Origin of the sequence: Pseudomonas sp. YJ42 (genome assembly GCF_047225135.1) — a bacterium.
In the GTDB taxonomy this organism is placed as follows: Bacteria; Pseudomonadota; Gammaproteobacteria; order Pseudomonadales; family Pseudomonadaceae; genus Stutzerimonas; species Stutzerimonas stutzeri_E.
Window position 1 is genome coordinate 3,562,877 of record NZ_CP178378.1, and the last position, 21,116, is coordinate 3,583,992.

Here is a 21,116-nt window from a genome sequence, read left to right on the forward strand (position 1 = left end):
CGAGACGCCCATGTCTTACACCGCAGAAGCCATTGAAGTCCTCTCCGGCCTGGATCCGGTGCGCAAGCGTCCGGGCATGTACACCGACACGTCTCGGCCCAACCATTTGGCCCAAGAGGTCATCGACAACAGTGTCGACGAGGCGCTGGCGGGTCATGCCAGCTCCGTCCAGGTGATTCTGCACCAGGACAATTCCCTTCAGGTGATCGATGACGGCCGCGGCATGCCCGTGGACATCCATCCGGAGGAGGGCGTCTCGGGTGTTGAGCTGATCCTCACCAAGCTGCACGCCGGCGGCAAGTTCTCCAACAAGAACTATCAGTTTTCCGGGGGGCTGCACGGGGTTGGCATCTCCGTTGTGAACGCCCTTTCGACCCGGGTCGAGGTGACGGTCAAACGGGACGGCAGCGAATATCGCATGGCCTTCGCCGACGGATTCAAAGCCAGTGAGCTGGACATCATCGGCTCGGTCGGCAAGCGCAACACGGGCACCAGCGTGCATTTCTGGGCCGACCCGAAGTATTTCGATTCGCCGAAGTTTTCCATCAGCCGGCTCAAGCATGTGCTCAAGGCCAAGGCCGTGTTGTGTCCAGGACTCAACGTCAGTTTCGAGGACAAGAACACCGGTGAAAAGGTCGAGTGGCACTACGAAGACGGCCTGCGTTCGTATCTCGTCGATGCCGTGAGCGAATTCGCTCGCCTGCCTGACGAGCCCTTCTGCGGTAGCCTGGCCGGCAACAAGGAGGCGGTCGACTGGGCTTTGCTGTGGCTGCCCGAGGGGGGTGACAGCGTCCAGGAAAGCTACGTCAACCTGATTCCTACCGCGCAGGGCGGCACCCACGTCAATGGCCTGCGTCAGGGCCTGCTGGATGCCATGCGTGAGTTCTGCGAGTTTCGCAATCTGCTGCCACGCGGGGTCAAGCTGGCGCCCGAGGACGTCTGGGAGCGGATCGCCTTCGTACTGTCGACCAAAATGCAAGAGCCGCAGTTTTCCGGCCAAACCAAGGAGCGTCTGTCTTCCCGGGAGGCCGCGGCGTTCGTCTCCGGTGTGGTCAAAGATGCCTTCAGTCTCTGGCTCAACGCGCACCCTGAGCTGGGCATGCAGCTTGCCGAACTGGCCATCAGCAACGCCGGGCGCCGGCTCAAGGCAAGCAAGAAGGTCGAACGCAAGCGCATCACCCAGGGCCCGGCGCTTCCCGGCAAACTGGCCGATTGCGCGGGACAGGATCCTGCGCGCTCCGAGTTGTTTCTGGTCGAGGGTGACTCCGCCGGAGGGTCGGCCAAGCAGGCCCGTGACAAGGAGTTCCAGGCGATCATGCCGTTGCGTGGCAAGATTCTGAATACCTGGGAAGTCGATGGCGGCGAGGTGCTGGCGAGCCAGGAAGTGCACGACATCGCGGTCGCCATCGGGGTGGATCCCGGTGCGGCGGACATGTCACAGCTGCGCTACGGCAAGATTTGCATCCTCGCCGACGCCGACTCGGACGGCCTGCACATCGCGACCCTGCTTTGCGCGTTGTTCGTTCGCCATTTCCGCCCGCTGGTCGACGCCGGGCATGTCTATGTGGCGATGCCGCCGCTGTACCGCATCGATCTGGGCAAGGATATTTTCTATGCCCTGGACGAGGCCGAGCGCGACGGCATTCTGGATCGGCTGTTGGCCGAGAAGCGCCGTGGCAAGCCTCAGGTGACCCGGTTCAAGGGCCTTGGCGAAATGAATCCGCCACAGCTACGCGAAACCACTATGGATCCCAACACACGCCGACTGGTGCAGTTGACGCTCGATGATTTCGACGGCACCCGTGAAATGATGGACATGCTGCTGGCCAAGAAGCGCGCCGGTGATCGCAAAAGCTGGCTCGAATCCAAGGGTAACCTCGCCGAGGTGCTGATTTGAACCGTCGCTGGATTGCGCTGTTGATCGCGCTGGTGGTACCGGTCTGGGCTGTCGGCGATGTTCAGGAGCTGGCGCTGGTCAGCGAGCATCCTGTCGAGGGAATCGCTCATGGCAACTTGTCGGGATTGGCCTGGTGCGGTGACGGACTCTGGGCTGTCTCGGATCGGGAGGACGATCTGTTATACCGCCTGGATGCAAGTGAAACCGTCTGGCGTGCCGAAGCCGAGCAATTCGAGCTACCGCCCGTACCGAACACTGGTTTGTCATGGGGTGTGCGCATACGGGCCGCCCTTACCGGCATGGTGCGCGGTGGTGAGATGGATTTTGAAGGGCTGAGTTGCGACAGCCTCGGCAATCGCTATCTGGTCAGCGAAGCGCACGCGGCGGTGCTCCGGGTCAGCCCGGCGGGCACGGCGGAGTGGCTGAACCTGCCGGATGGCCTGGTCCGTCAGGCACGCGCGAGCGGAATGCTGCTTCAGTTCAACGCCATGTTCGAGGGCGTCACTGTCGATCCGGAGGCTAATCGGCTGTGGCTTGCGGCCGAACATAGTCGCCGCGGTTTGATGGTTATGCATCGTAAGCAGAGCGTCTGGCAATGCACTGGCGGTTGCGTATTGCTAGCTGAAGGGGGGCGCGAGTCACCGCCTGCGGCGATGAACGAAAACGACCAGCCGCGACGCTTTTCCGGCCTGGCTTTTCATCGGGACAAGCTATTCACGTTGGAGCCCGTTCGGCATCAGATCTGTCGGCGCAAGCCGGCGACCGGCGATAGCGAAGCGTGCTGGAGCTATGCCGCCACGGCTTTGGCGGATTCGCGTCGCTATGACACGCCCTTCGGCAATGCCGAAGCACTGTGGGTAGACGCCGAGGGTGCCTGGATCGGCGTCGACAACAACGGGCTCACACGTGCCGACGGCGAAAAGCGGCCGGTCGTCTGGCGCTTCGCCGCGCCGAAGGGCGGCTGGGGTGCCAAGCAGTGACCCAGCCTGCCGGCCGGCGCGCCGGCCGCGTCATGCTGGTGCTGGCGTGGGGGGCGGGTTTGCTGCTGGCCACGCGGTTCTTCGCCGACTGGGAGCAGAGTCGCTTCAATCCCAATAGTGAACCCGTTTCGGTGGTGCGGGGCGATCAGGTCGAGGTGCGGCTGGAAAGTAATTTCCAGGGCCACTTCATTGCTGACGGGCTGATCAATGGCCAGTCGGTGACCTTTCTGCTGGACACCGGGGCAACCGACGTGGCAATACCAGCCGAGCTGGCGGAACGCCTTGTTTTGCCCCGCGGCGCCCCAGTGACGCTGCAGACCGCCAACGGTCGGACGACCGGTTATCGTACGGTGCTCGACAGCCTTGCCCTTGGCGACATCGTGCTGCAAAACGTGCCCGCCCTCATCGCGCCAGGCTTTGGCGGAGAAGAGGTGCTGTTTGGCATGAGTGCCTTGAAACAACTCGAATTCACCCAGCGCGCCGGCACCCTGGTGCTGCGCCAACACGCCACGGATCGACCATGAGCGAAACTATCGACCTGAGCCTGGACGGCGTGGAGCGTCGCTCCCTTGCCGACTTCACCGAGCAGGCTTACCTCAATTATTCGATGTACGTGATCATGGATCGCGCTCTGCCGCATATCGGCGACGGCCTCAAGCCTGTGCAACGGCGGATCATCTACGCCATGAGTGAGCTGGGGCTGAACGCCGATTCGAAGCACAAGAAATCGGCGCGTACCGTTGGTGATGTACTCGGCAAGTTCCACCCTCACGGCGATTCGGCCTGCTACGAAGCCATGGTGCTGATGGCGCAACCGTTCAGCTATCGCTACACGCTGGTCGACGGTCAGGGTAACTGGGGCGCGCCGGACGATCCGAAGTCCTTTGCCGCCATGCGGTATACCGAGGCCCGCCTGTCGCGCTATTCCGAGGTGCTGCTGTCGGAGCTGGGGCAGGGCACGGTGGAATGGGTGCCGAACTTCGATGGCACGCTCGATGAGCCGGCGACCCTGCCGGCGCGGCTGCCCAACCTTTTGCTCAACGGTACCACCGGTATCGCCGTGGGTATGGCCACCGACGTGCCGCCGCATAACCTTCGCGAAGTCGCCGCCGCCTGCGTGCGCCTGCTCGACGAGCCGAACACCTCGGTTGAACAGCTCTGCGAGCATGTGCAAGGCCCGGACTATCCGACCGAGGCGGAAATCGTCACGCCACGCGCCGACCTGCTGAAGATCTACGAAACCGGCCGCGGCTCAGTACGCATGCGCGCTGTGTACCGCGTCGAAGATGGCGATATCGTGGTCACTTCGTTGCCGCATCAGGTGTCTGGCTCCAAAGTGCTGGAGCAGATCGCCGCGCAGATGCAGGCCAAGAAGTTGCCGATGGTGGCCGATCTGCGCGATGAATCGGACCACGAGAACCCCTGCCGGATCGTCATCATTCCCCGCTCCAACAGGGTCGACGCTGACGAATTGATGCAGCACCTGTTCGCCACCACCGAGCTGGAATCCAGTTACCGGGTCAACACCAACGTCATCGGTCTCGACGGCCGACCTCAGGTGAAGAACCTCAAGGTGCTGCTCAGCGAGTGGCTCACCTACCGCATCGGTACCGTGCGCCGCCGTCTGCAGTTCCGTCTGGACAAGGTCGAGAAGCGCCTGCACCTGTTGGAAGGCCTGCTGGTGGCCTTCCTCAACCTCGACGAGGTGATCCATATCATTCGTACCGAGGACCAGCCCAAGCCGGTCCTGATGGCACGTTTCGAATTGTCCGAGCTACAGGCCGACTACATTCTCGATACCCGTCTGCGGCAGCTGGCGCGCCTCGAAGAGATGAAGATTCGCGGTGAGCAGGACGAATTGGCCAAGGAACGGGAACGGCTGCTGGCGCTGCTGGGCAGTGAAGCCAAGCTTAAGAAACTGGTTCGCAAGGAGCTGATCGCCGACGCCGAAACCTATGGCGACGAGCGCCGTTCCCCTATCGTGGCGCGCGCCGAGGCGCGGGCGCTTTCGGAAAACGAATTGCTGCCTTCCGAGCCGGTCACGGTGGTGATCTCCGAGAAGGGTTGGGCGCGTTGCGCCAAGGGCCATGACATCGACGCTACCGGGCTTTCCTACAAGGCCGGGGATGGTTTCCGGGCCGCTGCAGCGGGCCGATCCAACCAGTACGCGGTATTCATCGACTCTAGCGGGCGCAGCTACTCGCTGGCGGCGCATTCGCTGCCTTCTGCACGCGGCCAGGGCGAGCCGCTGACCGGGCGCCTGACGCCACCGCCGGGCGCCAGCTTCGAATGTGTGCTGTTGCCGGATGACGAGGCGCTGTACGTCATCGCGTCCGACGCCGGTTACGGTTTCGTGGTCACGGGCGAGGATCTGCAGGCCAAGAACAAAGCCGGCAAGGCGTTGCTTTCGTTGCCGGCTGGCGCACGCGTGGTCGCACCTCGGCCGTTGAGGAATCGCGATCGGGACTGGCTGGCCGCCGTCACGACCGAAGGCCGCCTGCTGGTGTTCCCGGTCCGCGATCTGCCGCAGCTGGGCAAGGGCAAGGGCAACAAGATCATTGGCATTCCTGGCGATCGCGTCGCCAGCCGTGATGAGTATCTGACGGATCTCGCCGTGCTGCCCGAGGGCGCGACGCTGGTCTTGCAAGCCGGCAAGCGCACTTTGTCGCTCCGGGCCGATGATCTGGAGCACTACAAGGGCGAGCGCGGGCGGCGCGGGAACAAGCTGCCGCGCGGCTTCCAGCGCGTGGACGCGCTGTTGGTCGAGGCGGTTAACTGAGACGGAAGTCCATTAGAGGCTGGCTTCCAGCAGCCGTTTCACGGAAGATAGTGGCCTTCGAATTTTCATCGCGATTCGCGATGCGGTTGCTGCGCTCCTCAGTCGCATCGGGAATCAAAACAATCGGTACGGCGACTAGGTGGCAGACGTAACGGAGCGGGCAGATGTCCGCTGGCGTACCGCATCATCCGGTCCGGTGCCAAGGTAGAGACGAACGTGCAGCGCCTCACAACTGTTTTGCTACTAGCCTGTGCCAGCCTCGTTGGCTGCGTGACCCAACCCGTGCCGATGTACCGACTCGACAACGGTACTGTGGAAATGCCTGCGCAAGCGGCAGACGGCGCGTCGATACTGCTGGGCCCCGTAACGCTGGCCGACTATCTACAGCATGATGCACTGCTGCAACGTTTGCCGGATGGGAGCCTGGCCGCCAATGGCCAGCAGGCTCGCTGGGCCGGCGATCTGCAAGGCGATATCAATCAGCTACTGTTGCGCCAATTGGCTTGGCGCTTGAAGACCCAGAGCGTCGAGCTGAGCCCCGGCAGTAAAGGGTTCAGCCCCGACGTGCAGATCGAGCTCGAAATAACCCGATTGGATTCCGGTCCGCAGCATCCCGCGGTGCTGGAGGCGCAATGGCGCCTGTTGGACAAGCAGGGCAAGCGCCAGGGCAGTCGCCTGATCCGGCTGCAGGAGGAGCATCAGGGGAGTACTGCTGACCAGGTACGTGCGCAGAGCCTGTTGCTGCAACGACTGAGCGAGATGATGGCATCCGCTGTCGAGCCGATGGTGATCGCCAAGGCGCGCGTAAAGCAAAACGTCAGCAAGGCGCCGAGTAAGCCGGCGTCATCACCCCCGGCGATTCCCGCGGTCGAGCCGATCAGGACCGATCTGGAAGTTTTTCGTTTCTGAAATCCTCATAAGCTGATTTCAGACGAGGCCCGACTGGGAGGCGATAAGCGCTCCCTGTCGGGCCTCGTGCTGTATGGGTTTTATCGGCCTGCGTCCCGCAAGGCTCCGTCGAGCAGGCTGGGGTTCTGGTCGACGCCGGCGTCAGGTGATGCGATTGCGAAGCTCGTGCATGCGCGCGAGTTGGCGCTCGAGCAAAGACGGGTAGGGTTCGAGCAGGCGCTCGACGCAGCAGGCACCTTCCGGGCTGGCAATGGAGCGGATGCGCGCGCGCTGACGAATCAGGCTGTCCTCACCAATTCCGCGCTCGACCAATAGCAGATTGCGGCTGTGCTGGGACATCGCCAGCGCTGCCTGCGCTGGCTCGCTGAGCAGCAGGTCGCCCTGGCTGAGGTCATACAGACCTTCGCCCTGGGTCAGCCCCAGTTGCAGCTGCAGGGTGATGCCGCTGTCGGCTACCTCGATCTGCAGAGCGTGCCCGAGTGCGCGCATCAGCTCGCCGCAGCACAGGGCGTGGGTCAGGTAGTTCTGCTCGTCGTCCTGGCTGTGGAACAGCATCAGGCTGCTGCCATCGTTGAGCGTGTGCAGCTCGGCCTGATAGAGGGTGGCGGCCTGCTGTAAGCAGTCGCTGTAGCGCTGCAGCAGCTCGGTAAGGCGTGCACGTGGCAGGCGACGCAATTGTTCTTGAGCGCCGAGTTGAATCGCCAGCACTGCGCTTTTGCCGGGTTGCGCGGGCGTCGCGGGGGCGACCGCTGCCGGTACGGGGCTCCGTTGTGGCTTGGCTTCCTCGAAGGGCGGGTCCTCATCGAACGGATCCAGGTCGTCTGCCTCGATCGGCGTGTCGGCTATGCCAATCTCCGAGGGCATGCGCTCGTGTTCCTCTTCATCGTCGAGGCGATTGCCGAGATCGGGTGCTGAGCGCTCGTAGTCCGTAGCTGGCACCGCCGCCGGGACATCGAAGTGCGCCGAGTAGATGTCCTGCATGCTCTCGTCCAGCTCGATCTCCGGCTCAGGCTCTTCGGGAACCAGACGAGCTTGCAGTTGGCGAGCCAAATCGCCGATCTCATCCTGTCGGCCAGCACCGGGCGCCGGATCGTCGGGATCGCGTAGCCACAGGCGCAACTGCATCAAGGGGAGCGAAAGCTGCCGGCCCAGGCGCATGCTGAGTGTCAGCGTGAGTGCCAGGAGGATCAGGCTGAGCAATCCCATGCTTTGCAGGCTGATGGTCATGGGTTGCTGAAATTGCCGCATGTCGAGGCTGATGCGCAGGTGTCCGGCGATCACCTCTTGGAAGCTGATCGGCGCGGAGTAGAGGCCTTCTTCGTCGCCCAGCAGGTTCCGCTGCGGGCGCGTGCCTGATTCGGCCAGCACCCGGTTGTCGACGCTGTAAATCGCGGCGTGCGCCACTAGCGGGTTCTTAACCAGATTGCTCAACAACACATTAAGGCTGAGTATGTCGTTGGCTACCAGCAGGTCGGTGGCCGAGGCGGCTGTCTGGGTGAGCAGGCTCTGGCCCAGGGCATCGGCTTGCTGTTCCATCGCATGCTTGAATTGCATGCCCATGACCCAGGCATAGATAACCAACGCCAGCGCAACCAGCAGCAGGGTGTGGCTGGCCACCCGCAAAACCAGCGGAACGCGTCGCTGGCGCAGTGCACGATAGATGAGCAGGAAGAAGTTGTCGGGCTTGACGGATGCGGGCCGGTTCACAGAGCGCGGCTCTACTCTTAAGGAAGGTGCCGCGCAGTATACGGAAAGCGCACTGGAGGCTGAAGGTCTCCCGGTCAAAGCAGACGAATTGTAGCGATATTGCGGCCCGGATCGCCGGGTTGGGGTGCGTCTGGCGCGTACCGTGACGTTCAGCGGCGGGGTGGCTGTTGTAGAATGCCCGCCTTCTTTGTCATAGGAGCTGCGCCTTGCGCGAAATCGTCCTGATTAACATCACCGGGGAAGATCGCCCCGGCCTGACCGCAGCTATCACCGGCGTGCTCGCCCAAGGTGGCGTGAATATCCTGGATATCGGTCAGGCGGTGATCCACGACACCTTGTCGTTCGGCATCCTGGTGGAGATCCCCGATACCGAACGAGCCTCTTCGGTGCTCAAGGACGTGCTGTTCATGGGCTACAAGCACGACCAGCAGGTGCGCTTCACACCGGTCGCCGAGCAGGATTATCAGCAATGGGTCGCAGGGCAGGGCAAGCCCCGGCATATCGTCACGCTGTTGACTCGCAAGGTCACTGCCGAGCAGTTGCAGCGGGTCAGCTCGATCACCGCCAAGTATGGCCTCAACATCGATCACATCGACCGTCTCTCTGGCCGTCAGCCGCTCGACATGCCAGAAGACCTGGGCAAGGGTTGCATCGAGTTCTCGGTGCGGGGCGAGCCGGACGACACCGCGGCGTTGCGCGCCGAGTTTCTCAGTGTGGCGCAAGAACTCAATGTCGATATCGCCTTCCAGCGTGACTCGGTGTTCCGTCGCAACCGTCGACTCGCGGTGTTCGACATGGACTCGACGCTGATCGAGGCTGAAGTCATCGACGAGCTGGCCAAGGTGGCGGGAGTCGGCGATCAGGTGGCGGAAATCACCGAGCGAGCGATGCGCGGTGAATTGGATTTCCGCGCCAGCTTCAAGGAGCGCTTGGCGCTGCTCGAAGGCCTGGAGGAGCGCTCATTGGCTGAAGTCGGCGCGCGCCTGCGGCTTACCGAGGGCGCCGAACTGCTGTTCGCCGAATTGAAGCGGCTGGGCTACAAGACGGCAATCCTCTCGGGCGGCTTCACCTATTTTGCACGCCAGTTGCAGGCCAGGCTTGGCATCGATTACGTCTATGCCAACGAGCTCGAAATCGTTGACGGCAAGCTCACCGGCATCGCCCAGGAGCCTATCGTCGATGCCCAGCGCAAGGCCGATCTGCTACGGGAACTGGCTGCGCGGGAAGGTTTACGTTTGGAACAAACGATTGCAGTCGGCGACGGCGCCAACGATCTGCCGATGCTCGGATTGGCTGGGCTGGGCGTGGCCTTCCGTGCCAAGCCACTGGTCAAGCAGTCGGCCAAACAAGCGATCTCGACCCTGGGGCTGGACGGGATTCTCTATCTACTCGGTTTCAGGGATCGGGAAGGCATGGAGTAGCGTTCGGCTATTCTTCGTCAGAGGCGAAGTTATAGTCCATCGACTGACTTGGCCCCTGCAGATATTGACCTTGGATGTAGCCGACACCGGCTTGCCACAGGGTGGCCAGGACGGTGGCGCTATCGACGAAGGGCACTATGGTCTGCTTGGCCTGTTCGTGCAGGTCTGCCAGTAGCTGCTTGAGCGCCTCCTGGTTTTCCTGACGGCTCAGATCTTGGGTATAGGAACCGTCGATTTTCACGAAGTCGACGTTGAGGTGCTTGAGCGTATTGAATGGATTCAGCACGCAGCCGAACTGGCTCAGCGCGATGCGACAGCCCAGCCCGGTCAACCCTTGGGTCAGGGCTTTCGCCTGTCGCAGGTAAGCGACGGTATCATTTTCGTCGAGCTGGAAGATCAGCGAATCAGGCGGCAGTTTGGATGCCTTGAGTGCAGCCCCGAGCCAGGTGAGCAATGACGGGTCCTGTAGGCTGGCGTCCGACAAATGAACCATCAACCGTGTGCTATGGCCTTTGTTGCGATGCTCGGCGAGCAGTTTGATGGAATTGAGCAGGACCCACCGGTCGATCTTGGTGGCGAGTCCCGCTTCTTTCGCTGCATCGAGGAATTCGCCGGGTGGGACTTCCACCCCTTGCGGATCAAGCAGGCGTAGCAGGACTTCGTAATGCTCGTGGCTGTCGCCGCGCAAGCTGATGATCGGCTGAAATAGCAGGCGAAAGCTGTTTTTCTCCAGTGCCTGTTGCAACATCGCGAGGATATTGCCTCGGCTGGCGGCCTTGGCTAGTTCGCTGGCCGGGTCGTAAATTCGAAGCCCGTTGCCATCGGCAAGCTCCTCGGCGCAGCGATGAGCGCGATCGATTACGTCTCGCGCTTTCGCGGTCCGCTCGTCGAGTGCTGCGACCCCGATGCTCAGGCTGGTCTGAACGGTGCGGCCGCCGACATCGAACAGATGGCCTTCAACTTTATGCAGCAGCTCGGTCAATGGTTGCTCGAGTTGGGCAGGCGCGGCCTCAGGCATCAACACCGCAAACGCATCGTCGCCGAAGCGTGCCAGCTCGGCCCTTTCGTGAAACTGCCCGCGTAGCAGTTGGGCCAGCTCGGCCAGCAGTCGGTCCGAATCGCCGAGGCCGATATCGGCCTGCAGGCTGGCAAAGCGATCGATCCGTACGTAAGCGAGACTTGAGCTTTGCCCCGCGTTGACGGCGCGTTCGACTGCGCCGTCGAGCAATTCGAGAAAATGGGTACGGTTGTAAAGCCCTGTCACCAGGTCCTGGCTGCTGATTTCGCGCAGCTTTTCCAGTTCCTCGTTGCCAGTCTCGGCGCGAATGACCACCTGGATACAGGGCTCGCCGTCATAGCTGGCCGGGGAAAAATGCATGCGGGCCTTGAAATTACCGCCGTCGGCACGAATGCCGCCACAAACCAGCTCGGCGTTGCCCTGGATGCTTTGATAGTTCTTCAGAAAACCTTTGAACTCCCCCTGATCGCAGGAAGCGATCAGGTCGATCATCGGCATGCATTCCAGTTCTTCTACGTCGTCGTAGCCGAATAACTCGAGGTAGGCGCGGTTGGCGTAGATATGCATGCCGTCGTGGACGTATGCAATGGCGTCCACGGAGCTCTCTAGCAGCAGTTGGCAGCGCTTCTCGGCCTCGCGCAGCGCCAGCTCTGCAGAGCGGCGGGCGCGACGCTCGTCAAGATTCGTCAGTTCTCGATTGGAAACCAGGATCAGCCATTCGTCTTCCCCTTGCGGTAGCGCACCTTGAGCGCCGAGAGCGAGGGCTTCGGTGATCGCGTCGACATCATTACCATCGACCAGCTGGATGACCGGAATGTCTTTGGCTTGCTTGCGAATGGCGCCAATGACTTCGCTGGGATCGAGGTTGACGCTGGTCGGCGCGCTGATCAGCAAATCCCAGGTCTGCTGAAGTGCCTCGGCAAGGTCCTCGCTGGAGGTGAGACGGTGCACACGCGTCGCCTGGCCCGCGTTTCGGAACAGGCTGACCAGTCGCTCAGCTTCATTCTGCGAATCCTCGAGGATCAGCAGGCGGATGGTTTTCTTTTGCGGGGCCATGGCAGCAGCTTTGGAACGCGCCGTAGAGGAGCGTGAAGGCTAAAAAACGGTGAGCCGCAATCTACAGCGTGTTCCAGAGCGAGTCAAAATCTTCACCTCCCGGAGACGCCTGGCTTCCCCGTGCTGTGATCGACGTCTCCCGGGGAGCGGTTGCGTTGCCTACCAACTGATATTCGAACTGGTTGTAACTGCTGGAGCCGGTTTGCCGACGGCAGAGCATCGCGCGCAGCTCATTGCCATTCTGGTTGATCTGCACTTTCTGCCCTTCCTGAAACGGTAGTCGCGGAACGATCAGCGTCGCCGGGCGCGAGATTACGCTGATCTCCGGCAGCAGGAGGGCGCGCAGATACTCGCTGCCTTGTTCAGTTTTGCGTAGCAGGCGCAGACCGCAAGGGTGCGCGGAGGGGGCAATGAGTTCCACCCCCATCTGTGGACCGCTGCCGCGAACCTGACGAATCCAGCGTACCACCGCGACGCTCCAGGTTTCACTGGAGTCTTGCAGGCCTAGCAGCTCGCCCGCCTGGAGCTGTGCCGGTACTTCGCCCGGCCAGGATAGGCAAAAACCGCCGGGACTGTGATCGACCCGTTGCACCTCGAATGTTGGAAAGCAATTGTCGCTCGAAGGGCTCGAAGGGCTCGCGGGCCCCTGCTCATTTGCTTTCTCCGTCATGACGGGGCGAACGAACTCGATATAGTCGTTCGGCAGGATCGGATCATCCTTGACCACGGCGGCATCGTACGCAACGGACCAGACGTCGGGTGCGGCATTGTTCAATTTGAACACGGCGGGAGCGGCGTCTGGCCGCTTCAGTAGCTCGCCAAACTGGCGTTGGCCTGCCAGGTAGTAATGCAGCGCACTCATGCCAATGCATATTTTCATGGTGCCCTGCGCAGGGGTGCGCTGGAAGCTGCGCTCGGAAATGTCACCCCAGGCGGCACTCACATGCTGTAGCAGATCGAGGCTCAACCCCTCGGGTATCGCGAGCGCCTTCTCTTCGGCGGATTGCGCAGGGGACTGCAAGTGCTTCTGGATAGCCTTGACCAGCCCATGCGGATCGATGCCGAGCAGGTCCGGCCGTTCCTCTGCGGTAAACATTGATCGATAGCGCGGCGGGCCATCGATGCGAGAAGACACGCCGAACAGGCTGGACGGGTTTTGCGCGGTTTGCAGGCGAACCAGTGCGCTCCAGGGCTCGAGTAGCTGAGCCAATTGGGCGATATTCTGCTGGCGCATCTGATTGCAGCGAGCGCTACCGATCATCAGTGCGACGATATAGCTCTGTTCGGCGCTCAGGCCTTTGACTCGATAGCTCAGGTCGTCACGCACCAGGGTGCGATGGACACCGTGCGTCACGGCGATGGCGTATAACCGATGAAGCTCGAGCCACAGGCCATCTGGCGTCGGCCTGTAGAGCTGGGTCGAGCGAACCAGGATGGCGCCGAGACTACGGATTGCCCGCTGCAACGAGATCGTGAGCAGCTGCAGGCGTTCGCGTCCGGTCTGCGGAGCCAGCTCGACGGCAATCAGCTTGTAGCCGATCGCAAGATGGTTATGCAGTGCCTGACACAGGCTGGCGACCTTGCGTGGGCGTTCGCTGAGCACGATCGGCTGGTTGATGAAATAGCGTTCCAGTTCGCGGCAGACGAAATGGATTTCCGGTCGCAGCAGTTCGAGCAGTTGCAGGCGGGTCTGGGCCGTGGTGCGTAGCTGGTTGAGTTCCAGTATGGCTTGGTAGAGCTGCCGTGCAGTTTCGCCGAGATTGGCCTTGGGCAGGCCGGAAAGCCAACGTTTGATGTCGCGCACGCTGGGCTCGCAGAAGGATAACTCCTGGCGATCCGGCGTCGGTACACGCAACAGCAAGGGTTGGCTCTGGTTTTCCACGCAATGATCTCCGTGACAGTCCTGACGCATCGTCTTTGATTCGGCGGTGCGTCCAGGCGTTCGCCAGCGGTGATGTCAAAATGGAATCGTTTCGAGTGACATCATAACGAACGAGAAGATGTTGGCTAGTGCTAGCCGACCATTGGCTATCGCTTAGGGCAGGGTCGTGTTCGAAGCTGGCGTGGCAGTCGGTGGCACCGGCTTGGTCTGTCCCAGTCCATCACCCATGCATACCGGCGTCAATGCCGACAGCTCTTCGGCCCAGCTGACCTGATCGGGCCCGAACAGCAGAATCACGGTAGAGCCAAGCTTGAAGCGCCCCATCTCGGCGCCTTTCTCCAGATGGATGGGGGCTCGGCTCGCCTCGTCGTAACGGACGGTCTTGAGTGCGCGCTTGGGCGGTGTGACCAATCCGGCCCACACCGTCTCGATGCTGGCGACGATCATTGCGCCAACCAGCACCATCGCCATGGGCCCACGCTCGGTATCGAACAGGCAGACCACCCGTTCGTTACGGGCAAACAACTCCGGTACGCCTTCGGCAGTCACGGTGTTAACCGAGAAGATGCGACCCGGCACGTAAACCATTTCGCGCAGGGTGCCGGCCAGCGGCATATGCACGCGGTGATAGTCCTTGGGCGACAGGTACACGGTGGCGAAATCGCCACCCATGAAGGGGGCCGCTCGTTGGTGATCGCCTCCGAGCAGCTCCGTCACGCTGTAGCTATGGCCCTTGGCTTGGAAGATCCGGCCTTGCTCGATCCGGCCGAGCTGGCTGATGGCCCCATCGCATGGGTTTAGAATCGCGCCAGGCGTCGGATCCAGAGGCCGAGCGCCGTCCTTCAGGGCGCGGGTGAAAAAGGCGTTGAAATGTTCGTAGGCGGTTGGGTCTTCGACCTGAGCTTCGCGCATGTCGACCTGGAAGTGCCGGACGAACCATTTGATGAAGGTGTTCTTCACCCATGGCAGGCGACACTCGGCGAGGCAACCGGCCAACCGTGAGATCAGGTGATGCGGGAGCAAGTACTGACTGAATACGAACAAGCGATCTTTCATGGGTGACCTTTTCATTGCTGGATCGGGGTGTCGGGCAGGTTGCCCCATTCGCCCCAGGAGCCTGGATATCCCTTGACGCGCGGATAGCCCAAAGCCTTGGCCAGCAGGTAGGTGAAGCCGGAGCGATGATGCGTCTGGCAGTGGGTGATGATTTCCTTGTCAGCGGTGATGCCGAGCGCTTCCAGCCGTTCGGCGATGTCTTCGCGGATACGCAGGGCGCGCGCCGGGTCCATCGCCGCGGTCCATTCGAAATTGATGGCGCCGGGGATATGGCCGGCGCGAGCTGCAAGTGCCTTCTCGCCGCGATATTCCTCGGGCGAGCGAGCATCCCAGATGACCAGGTCGGGAGCGCCCAGCCGGCTTTCGATGTATGGGTGGGTAGCGCTAGGCGCCTCGTCGAGCGTCAGGGCAATCGGCCCGCCTGCGTCGACGGGCTTGTCTTGCGACAGCGGCCTGTGCTCGGCCAGCCAGGCGTGCAGCCCGCCGTTCAGGTAGTGATAGCGATGATGCCCGATGACATCGAGCAACCAGATGAAGCGCCCGGCCCAGCCGCCCCCTTCGTCGTCATAGGCCACATAGACCGCGTCGGGGTTATGCCCCAACGCGCCGAACAGTGCCTCTAGCTGGGGCTTGCCAGGCAGATGCCCCGGTGCGGGTGGCTGGCCGAGCTGAGTCAGCTTGGGATCGACGAATCGTGCGCCGGGCAGATGGCCTTCGGCGTAGCGAGTCGCGCTGGTCAGGTCGACGAGGATCAGCTCGGGTTCGTTAAGGCGCTCGGCCAGATCGGTTGGTTCGATTACCAGGGGGAGGGCTGAAAACGCGGACACGGCAAATCTCAGTCGGACGGAAAGGGTAAAGTCTAGCGAAAAAAATCAGCGGCCGCGTTTGCTGAACGTCGCCAGGGCGCGCTCGATGCATTGGACGGTTTTGGTGAAGGCCTGCAGCCCCATGTCGCTGAATGCGCTGTTGTCCTGATCCGCCACCAGCAGCATGAACGTTCGACCCTCATGGCCAACGGAGCGCAGCAGAACGTGCTCGCTGGGGAAAAGCGCCTTCAGCGCGCCCGGCAGTAGCGCGGAAAACTGTGCCACGTTGTCAGGTGTGAGCCGAAGCAATGCGGGCTTTTCGAGCAACCTGCGCAACACCTGGCTCTGGTCCGGATCTAGCGTCAGCCGGATGGCCTCGCTCGGCAGGCCGCTGGTCTGCTGGCTGACTAGGCGCTGCTGCTTGCGGTCGACCAGCATCAACAGCACCCGTTGCATGCCGGCGCAGGACAGCGCTTTGCAAGCGGTGGCGGTGAGTTGGACCACGTTGCCGTACGGGCTGGGTTCGCTGAGCAGTTCACGGCAATGCGCGCGCCACTGCGCCAAAGCGTCGGTATCCGGCAGCTTTGCGACTTTTTCGTGCTGGAACCTGCTCTCCCAGGGCCAGAGCAGGCCCTGAGCTGGATGCCAGAGATCGGTCTTGCCGATGGCTTGCGCACTGGCCACGGCCTGCTGGTGCGTCATTTGCTGCAACTCGGCTAGCGGGACCTGAAGATACAGCCCGGCGAGCCGCTGCCAGCGCAGGCTGTGAATACCGCTCCAGCTGTGGTGCGCCGAGAGAGCGAGACCGTTGGCGAGCAAAATGGTATTGCTCGGCAGGGTGAGCCATCGACGCAGCGGCGGATCGGCATCAAGCATCTGTTGCTGATGCAGGGGGTGCTCATTGTCATGGGCGACATGCAGCGCTTTGACCAGCATGCGGCGATGCTCGCTGAGCAGCCGATAGCCCTGGGCGACCCAGCCGGGCAGCCCCCAGTGTTCGGCAGTTGCCACGCAAAGTTCCAGTAGCGATATGCCCAGCAGCGATTGTTCGACCTGACGGGCCGGCTCACGCTTGACCAATACCCGCTGCTCCCAGGCCTCGAGCAGTTCCGGATGAGCCGCGACCAGTGCCCAGACGGGCGCAAGGAACAGCAGGCTGCTCCAGTGGATTTCCTGCCAGAGTCGTGCGAGGCGGGAGGCGAAGAGCCCGTTGGCTTGCTGGCTGGCATGGCTGCTGATCAGCATGATTTGCCGCAGCGGTGCGGGGATATCGCGCGGCTGGGTTGCTGGAATCCGTGCGAACAGGGCTTCGGCGCGTTTCAGCCCGATGCGGCTGAGCGCAACTTCCAGGCTTTCGGCTGGCTTGTTGGTGGTTGCCGCGTTGCGGTTGGCTTCGCGAATCACGACGAGCGCCAGGACCGGGCTCTCCTGAATCAGATCGGCGATCTGGCGCATGGACATGCTGCTGTCACGCAGCGCCCGCTGGACGCGCGCATACGGATCGGCGGCTGCAGGTAGCACGACGGCGTCCAGCGTCTTTATCCAGGCGGCAAGTGTGCAGGGGAGTGGGGTCGTAGTCATGGCGCCGTCAAACTAGCATTTCATCGGGATGGCCTTTAGTCTGGCGCAAAAGTTCCGATAACCAGAACAATTCTTTTCATACGCCCCGCCTGTAACCCAGTGAGCGCGCGATGTTGCGCGGCTCGTCCCAGGTGCCCTGAGATCAGGTTTTAGACGTACCCCCTATGGCAAAAATTATCGGCATCATCGTAGTCATCGCCAGCGTGCTCGGCGGTTTTGTGTTGTCTGGCGGCAAGCTCGGCGCGCTTATCCACCCGTTCGAGGTGATGATCATTGGTGGCGCGGCACTGGGTGGCTTTCTCCAGGCCAACCCCGGCAGCACGACGAAGATCGTGTTCAAGAAGTCCTTGCAGATGTTCAGCTCGCGGTTCACCCACAAGTACTACCTGGAAGTGCTGGGCCTGCTCTATGAAATCCTCAACAAGAGCCGTCGCGAGGGGATGATGGCTATCGAGGCGGATCTCGAAGAGCCGAGCGCCAGCCCCATCTTCAGCAAGTACCCGGCGATTCTGAAGGATGACCGGATGACCGCGTTCATTTGCGACTATCTGCGAATCATGTCGTCGGGCAACATGGCTCCGCATGAGCTGGAGGGGCTGTTCGACATGGAACTGAACAGCATGAAGGAGGAGCTCGAACATCCTTCTCATGCGGTATCCAAGATCGCCGACGGCCTGCCTGCGATGGGTATCGTCGCGGCGGTACTGGGTATCGTCATCACCATGTCGGTGCTGGCCGAAGCGAACAATGCGGAAATCGGCGAAAAGGTTGGCACGGCGCTGGTCGGCACCTTCCTCGGTATTCTTGCGTCCTATGGATTCTTCGGGCCGCTGGCGGCCGCGCTCGAGCATGATGCCAAGGAGGAACTGAACCTCTACGAAGGCATCAAGGCAACCCTGGTTTCTTCCGCCTCCGGCATGCCGCCGACCCTGGCGGTGGAGTTCGGTCGCAAGGTGCTGTTTTCCGCGCATCGGCCTAGCTTCTCCGAGCTTGAACAAGCCATGCGTGGCAGCTAAGCGCAACCATGGACAATACCCAACCAATCATCATCAAGCGGGTCAAGAAATCCGCGGCCGGGCACCATGGCGGCGCCTGGAAGATCGCCTTCGCCGATTTCGCGACCGCCATGATGGCGTTCTTTCTGGTGATGTGGCTGATGTCTTCGGCCACGCCGGAGCAGAAACGGGCCATTTCCGGTTACTTCCAGGACCCCATCGGTTTTACCGAGAGTGCGAGTCCGCACGTCATCGATCTCGGCGGTACGCCCACGCCGTCGCCGGACCGCACGCTCAATGAGGAGGTAGATCCGGCGATCCAGCAGAGCGAATCGAAGATCGACGCCGATCAGGCGGAAACCTTCGCCGAGCAGTTGGAGCGCGAGCGCCTGGAGCTGTTGTTGCAGGAATTGCAGAACAAGGTCGACGAAAACCCGGACCTGACCCGCTTCAAGGATCAGATCCTGTTCGAGATCACTCAGGACGGATTGCGGATCCAGATCATGGATGCGGCCAATCGCCCAATGTTCGCCTTGGGCAGTGCGCAGCTGCAGCCCTATTTCGAAGATATCCTGCTGGCGATGGCCGATACCATTCGCGCGGTACCGAACAAGATCAGCGTCAGTGGTCACACCGACGCCAAGCCTTACTCGGGGCAGGGCGATTTCGGCAATTGGGAGCTGTCGGCGGGCCGCGCCAACGCGGCACGGCGCACGCTGGTCGCTGGCGGTTATCCGGAAGACCAGATCGCCCGCGTGGTGGGCTATGCGTCGTCGGCCCTGTTCGATCGGGAAAACCCGTTGAATCCGGTCAATCGGCGCATCGACATTCTGGTGCTGACCAAGAAAGCGCAGCGCAACATTGAGGGTGAACAATCGGATGCGGCAGATCAGCCGGACAGTCCGGAGCAAGCGTCCACAACCGGAGCGCCGTTGCCTGCGCCCGAGGTATTGCCTCCGGCAGAATTGCGCAAGCGATTGAATATCTTCGAGGACGGTGTGCTGCAGTTCGACCAGCCCGACGGCAATTGACGCCGGGCCTTGGCGTTCACGGCTGGCTCAGGAAGCGAATGACTAATAGTCGGCTTCTGGCAGACTGCTGATGATATGCCGATAGCTGGCCATGCGTTGCGGCTGTATCTGCCCTTGCTCCAGTGCTTTCAATAGCGCACAGCCCGGCTCGCGGTCGTGCTTGCAATCGCGGAAGCGACAATGTCCCAGCAACTCCTGAAACTCGATGAAGCCGGCTTCCACATCGGCGCGGCTGACGTGGCCCAGGCCGAATTCGCGAATGCCTGGTGAGTCGATCAGCTCACCACCGCCTGGAAAGTGGAAGAGGCGGGCAGTGGTAGTGGTATGGGTGCCCTTACCGGTCATTTCCGACAGTGCTCCGACGCGCGTATCGACACCCGGCAGCAGGCTGTTGACCAGCGACGATTTGCCCACTCCGGACTGGCCGACGAACACACTGACATGACCGTCGAGCCGCGCTTGCAGTGCCTCCATGCCCGCGCCGTCATGCGCGGACACTTCCATCAACGGGTAACCCAGGGTCCGATACACCGACAGCAGCGCGTTGAGTGCGCCTTCGTTCTGCGCATCGATCAGATCGGCCTTGTTCAACAGCAGCAAGGGGGTGATGCCGGCATGTTCGGCGGCGATCAGATAGCGGTCGATGAGGTTGGCGTGAGGTTCCGGCAGTGGGGCAAAGACGATGACGATCAGGTCGACGTTGGCTGCCACCGGCTTGAGCTGACCGCGCGTGTCGGGCCGGCAGAGCTCGGACTGGCGCGGCAACTGGGCGACGATCACGCCGATGCCCTGATTGCCCGGTCGCCAGACCACCCGGTCGCCGGTCACCAGGGCCGGCAGGTTGGCGCGCAGATGGCAACGAAATACCTGACCGCGGTGTTCGCCTTCCTGTGCCTCGACCTCAACCTGTACACCGAAGTGGGCGATCACCAGGCCGGTCTGCTCCGGGCCGAGGTCGCCGCCCTCGAGCTCTTCGATGGCACGTGATTCTCGGCGCGCGGCCCGGGAGGCGCGCTCTTCCTGGATCTTCTCGATACGCCAGCTTTGCCGGCGGTTGAGGTGGCGTTTGGCCATTGGTCTGCGGTGCCTGGGCTGGAAAAAAGTAGGCGAGTCTAGCATGCCGCCAGGCGCGATCACGGGCCTGTATGGGGCGCTGCCGGACGGTTAGACTTTGTGACTGGTGCTTCTGCGACGATCCTCCATGCCGGCTTTTTCTCTCGCTCGCTTTCCCGCCTTGCTGGCATTGTTCAGCCAACTGTCGTCACTGATCGTCAGCTGGTTGCTGTTGCTGGCATTGGCGCGGTTGACGGGCTGGTCTATCAGCCTGCTGACCGCTGCGTGGCTGCAGGGCTCGCTCGCGGCGCTTTTCGGCCAGCTGTTCGGGTTGTCGCGCTGGTGGCTGCCGATCAACTTCGGTTTTGTACCGGGGCTGGTACTGCTGCAGGACCAGTCGCTGCCGCCCTGGCTGCTCCTGGCCGGCTTCATCGTGCTGCTGTTGTTGAACTGGAATGCGTTGACCGAGCGGGTGCCGCTGTACCTGACCGGTACGGCAGCGGAGCAACAGCTGATCCAGCGGTTGGCACGGTTGCCTAGCGACTTTCGTTTCGTCGATCTGGGCAGCGGCCTCGGCGGAACCCTGCTGCGACTGGCGCATGCCTATCCATCGGCACACTTCATGGGTGTCGAGACCGCGCCGCTGACCTTCGCGCTGTGCTGGTTGCGCTGCCTGCCGCAGCGCAACTGCCGGGTGCGTTTTCGTAGCTTCTGGCGTGAATCCTTGGCCGATCATGATGTGGTCTATTGCTTCCTTTCTCCCGCCCCCATGCCAGCGTTGTGGCAGAAGGCGCGCAACGAGATGCGGCCGGGCGCGCTGCTGATCAGCAACAGCTTCGAAGTGCCGGGGGTCGAGCCGCAAGAGATCCTGCCGATCGAGGACTGGCGGCGCTCACGTCTGTTGATCTGGCGGCCAGCAGGCTGAAGCACTACCTGACGGCCCTT

At 62.0% G+C, this 21,116-nt stretch carries 16 protein-coding genes; 9 read left to right on the forward strand and 7 right to left on the reverse strand.

The annotated features are described in order from the left end of the window. The first annotated feature begins 10 nt into the window (after nt 1-10). The 5 genes from parE to ACL0K2_RS16345 all read left to right on the forward strand — a co-directional run bounded on the left by parE (nt 11) and on the right by ACL0K2_RS16345 (nt 6,565). Nucleotides 11-1,897, forward strand: coding sequence for a DNA topoisomerase IV subunit B (gene parE / locus ACL0K2_RS16325; RefSeq protein WP_045163850.1), 1,887 nt, complete (start codon nt 11-13; stop codon nt 1,895-1,897). Beyond that, nucleotides 1,894-2,877, forward strand: coding sequence for an esterase-like activity of phytase family protein (locus ACL0K2_RS16330; protein ID WP_045163849.1), 984 nt, complete (start codon nt 1,894-1,896; stop codon nt 2,875-2,877). The genes parE and ACL0K2_RS16330 overlap by 4 nt, the downstream gene beginning before the upstream one ends. Next, the gene (locus ACL0K2_RS16335) at nt 2,874-3,401 is read left to right on the forward strand and encodes a TIGR02281 family clan AA aspartic protease (protein ID WP_045163848.1); all 528 of its coding nucleotides are present in this window, start codon (nt 2,874-2,876) and stop codon (nt 3,399-3,401) included. The genes ACL0K2_RS16330 and ACL0K2_RS16335 overlap by 4 nt, the downstream gene beginning before the upstream one ends. Next, on the forward strand, nt 3,398-5,656 hold the full coding sequence (parC, locus tag ACL0K2_RS16340; RefSeq protein ID WP_413043043.1) for a DNA topoisomerase IV subunit A: 2,259 nt from the start codon (nt 3,398-3,400) through the stop codon (nt 5,654-5,656). The genes ACL0K2_RS16335 and parC overlap by 4 nt, the downstream gene beginning before the upstream one ends. Nucleotides 5,657-5,872: 216 nt before the next feature. Beyond that, nucleotides 5,873-6,565: a membrane integrity-associated transporter subunit PqiC gene (locus tag ACL0K2_RS16345; protein ID WP_239611149.1), complete on the forward strand. Its 693-nt coding sequence runs from the start codon at nt 5,873-5,875 to the stop codon at nt 6,563-6,565. A gap of 141 nt (nt 6,566-6,706) precedes the next feature. On the opposite strand, the gene ACL0K2_RS16350 is transcribed toward ACL0K2_RS16345, so the two are convergent. After that, the gene (locus ACL0K2_RS16350) at nt 6,707-8,272 is read right to left on the reverse strand and encodes an AhpA/YtjB family protein (RefSeq protein WP_413043044.1); all 1,566 of its coding nucleotides are present in this window, start codon (nt 8,270-8,272) and stop codon (nt 6,707-6,709) included. A 206-nt stretch (nt 8,273-8,478) separates the two neighbouring features. Between ACL0K2_RS16350 and serB the strand changes: the two genes are divergently transcribed. Next, nucleotides 8,479-9,693 carry a phosphoserine phosphatase SerB gene (serB, locus tag ACL0K2_RS16355; protein ID WP_413043045.1) on the forward strand — a complete coding sequence of 405 codons (1,215 nt, stop codon included), beginning with the start codon at nt 8,479-8,481 and terminating at the stop codon, nt 9,691-9,693. Between the two features lie 7 nt (nt 9,694-9,700). Here serB and ACL0K2_RS16360 read toward each other — a convergent pair whose 3' ends face one another. From ACL0K2_RS16360 to ACL0K2_RS16380, 5 genes are all read right to left on the reverse strand, one after another. Then, nucleotides 9,701-11,767, reverse strand: a complete 2,067-nt coding sequence (locus ACL0K2_RS16360) for an EAL domain-containing protein (protein WP_045163842.1) — start codon at nt 11,765-11,767, stop codon at nt 9,701-9,703. Nucleotides 11,768-11,828: 61 nt separating this feature from the next. After that, the gene (locus ACL0K2_RS16365) at nt 11,829-13,649 is read right to left on the reverse strand and encodes a hypothetical protein (protein WP_045163841.1); all 1,821 of its coding nucleotides are present in this window, start codon (nt 13,647-13,649) and stop codon (nt 11,829-11,831) included. A gap of 153 nt (nt 13,650-13,802) precedes the next feature. Beyond that, entirely contained in the window at nt 13,803-14,705 is a 903-nt protein-coding gene (asd, locus tag ACL0K2_RS16370; RefSeq protein WP_045163840.1) for an archaetidylserine decarboxylase, read from the reverse strand. An 11-nt stretch (nt 14,706-14,716) separates the two neighbouring features. Continuing rightward, the gene (locus tag ACL0K2_RS16375; RefSeq protein WP_045163839.1) at nt 14,717-15,532 is read right to left on the reverse strand and encodes a rhodanese-like domain-containing protein; all 816 of its coding nucleotides are present in this window, start codon (nt 15,530-15,532) and stop codon (nt 14,717-14,719) included. A gap of 45 nt (nt 15,533-15,577) precedes the next feature. Next, the gene (locus tag ACL0K2_RS16380) at nt 15,578-17,092 is read right to left on the reverse strand and encodes an HDOD domain-containing protein (RefSeq protein WP_045163838.1); all 1,515 of its coding nucleotides are present in this window, start codon (nt 17,090-17,092) and stop codon (nt 15,578-15,580) included. A 164-nt stretch (nt 17,093-17,256) separates the two neighbouring features. Between ACL0K2_RS16380 and motA the strand changes: the two genes are divergently transcribed. Both motA and motB read left to right on the forward strand, forming a co-directional pair. Beyond that, complete coding sequence (gene motA / locus ACL0K2_RS16385) at nt 17,257-18,108, forward strand: flagellar motor stator protein MotA (RefSeq protein ID WP_045163837.1); 852 nt, start codon at nt 17,257-17,259, stop codon at nt 18,106-18,108. Nucleotides 18,109-18,116: 8 nt separating this feature from the next. Next, nucleotides 18,117-19,118: a flagellar motor protein MotB gene (gene motB / locus ACL0K2_RS16390; RefSeq protein WP_045163836.1), complete on the forward strand. Its 1,002-nt coding sequence runs from the start codon at nt 18,117-18,119 to the stop codon at nt 19,116-19,118. A 42-nt stretch (nt 19,119-19,160) separates the two neighbouring features. Here the strand turns inward: motB and rsgA are convergent, their stop codons facing one another. Next, nucleotides 19,161-20,192, reverse strand: a complete 1,032-nt coding sequence (gene rsgA, locus ACL0K2_RS16395) for a small ribosomal subunit biogenesis GTPase RsgA (RefSeq protein WP_413043046.1) — start codon at nt 20,190-20,192, stop codon at nt 19,161-19,163. A 127-nt stretch (nt 20,193-20,319) separates the two neighbouring features. On the opposite strand from rsgA, the gene ACL0K2_RS16400 reads away from it, so the two are divergent. Next, nucleotides 20,320-21,096 (forward strand): hypothetical protein, encoded by a 777-nt coding sequence (locus ACL0K2_RS16400; protein WP_045163834.1) that lies wholly within the window; start codon nt 20,320-20,322, stop codon nt 21,094-21,096. The last annotated feature ends 20 nt before the right edge of the window (nt 21,097-21,116 follow it).

What these genes read in the sequence shown, in the direction of transcription:
- ACL0K2_RS16380 (WP_045163838.1), bottom strand. Translation starts at nt 17,092, where the DNA reads ATGACTACGACCCCACTCCCCTGCACACTTGCCGCCTGGATAAAGACG.
- ACL0K2_RS16360 (WP_045163842.1), bottom strand. Translation starts at nt 11,767, where the DNA reads ATGGCCCCGCAAAAGAAAACCATCCGCCTGCTGATCCTCGAGGATTCG.
- motB (WP_045163836.1), top strand. Translation starts at nt 18,117, where the DNA reads ATGGACAATACCCAACCAATCATCATCAAGCGGGTCAAGAAATCCGCG.
- ACL0K2_RS16400 (WP_045163834.1), top strand. Translation starts at nt 20,320, where the DNA reads ATGCCGGCTTTTTCTCTCGCTCGCTTTCCCGCCTTGCTGGCATTGTTC.
- asd (WP_045163840.1), bottom strand. Translation starts at nt 14,705, where the DNA reads ATGAAAGATCGCTTGTTCGTATTCAGTCAGTACTTGCTCCCGCATCAC.
- motA (WP_045163837.1), top strand. Translation starts at nt 17,257, where the DNA reads ATGGCAAAAATTATCGGCATCATCGTAGTCATCGCCAGCGTGCTCGGC.
- parC (WP_413043043.1), top strand. Translation starts at nt 3,398, where the DNA reads ATGAGCGAAACTATCGACCTGAGCCTGGACGGCGTGGAGCGTCGCTCC.
- rsgA (WP_413043046.1), bottom strand. Translation starts at nt 20,192, where the DNA reads ATGGCCAAACGCCACCTCAACCGCCGGCAAAGCTGGCGTATCGAGAAG.
- parE (WP_045163850.1), top strand. Translation starts at nt 11, where the DNA reads ATGTCTTACACCGCAGAAGCCATTGAAGTCCTCTCCGGCCTGGATCCG.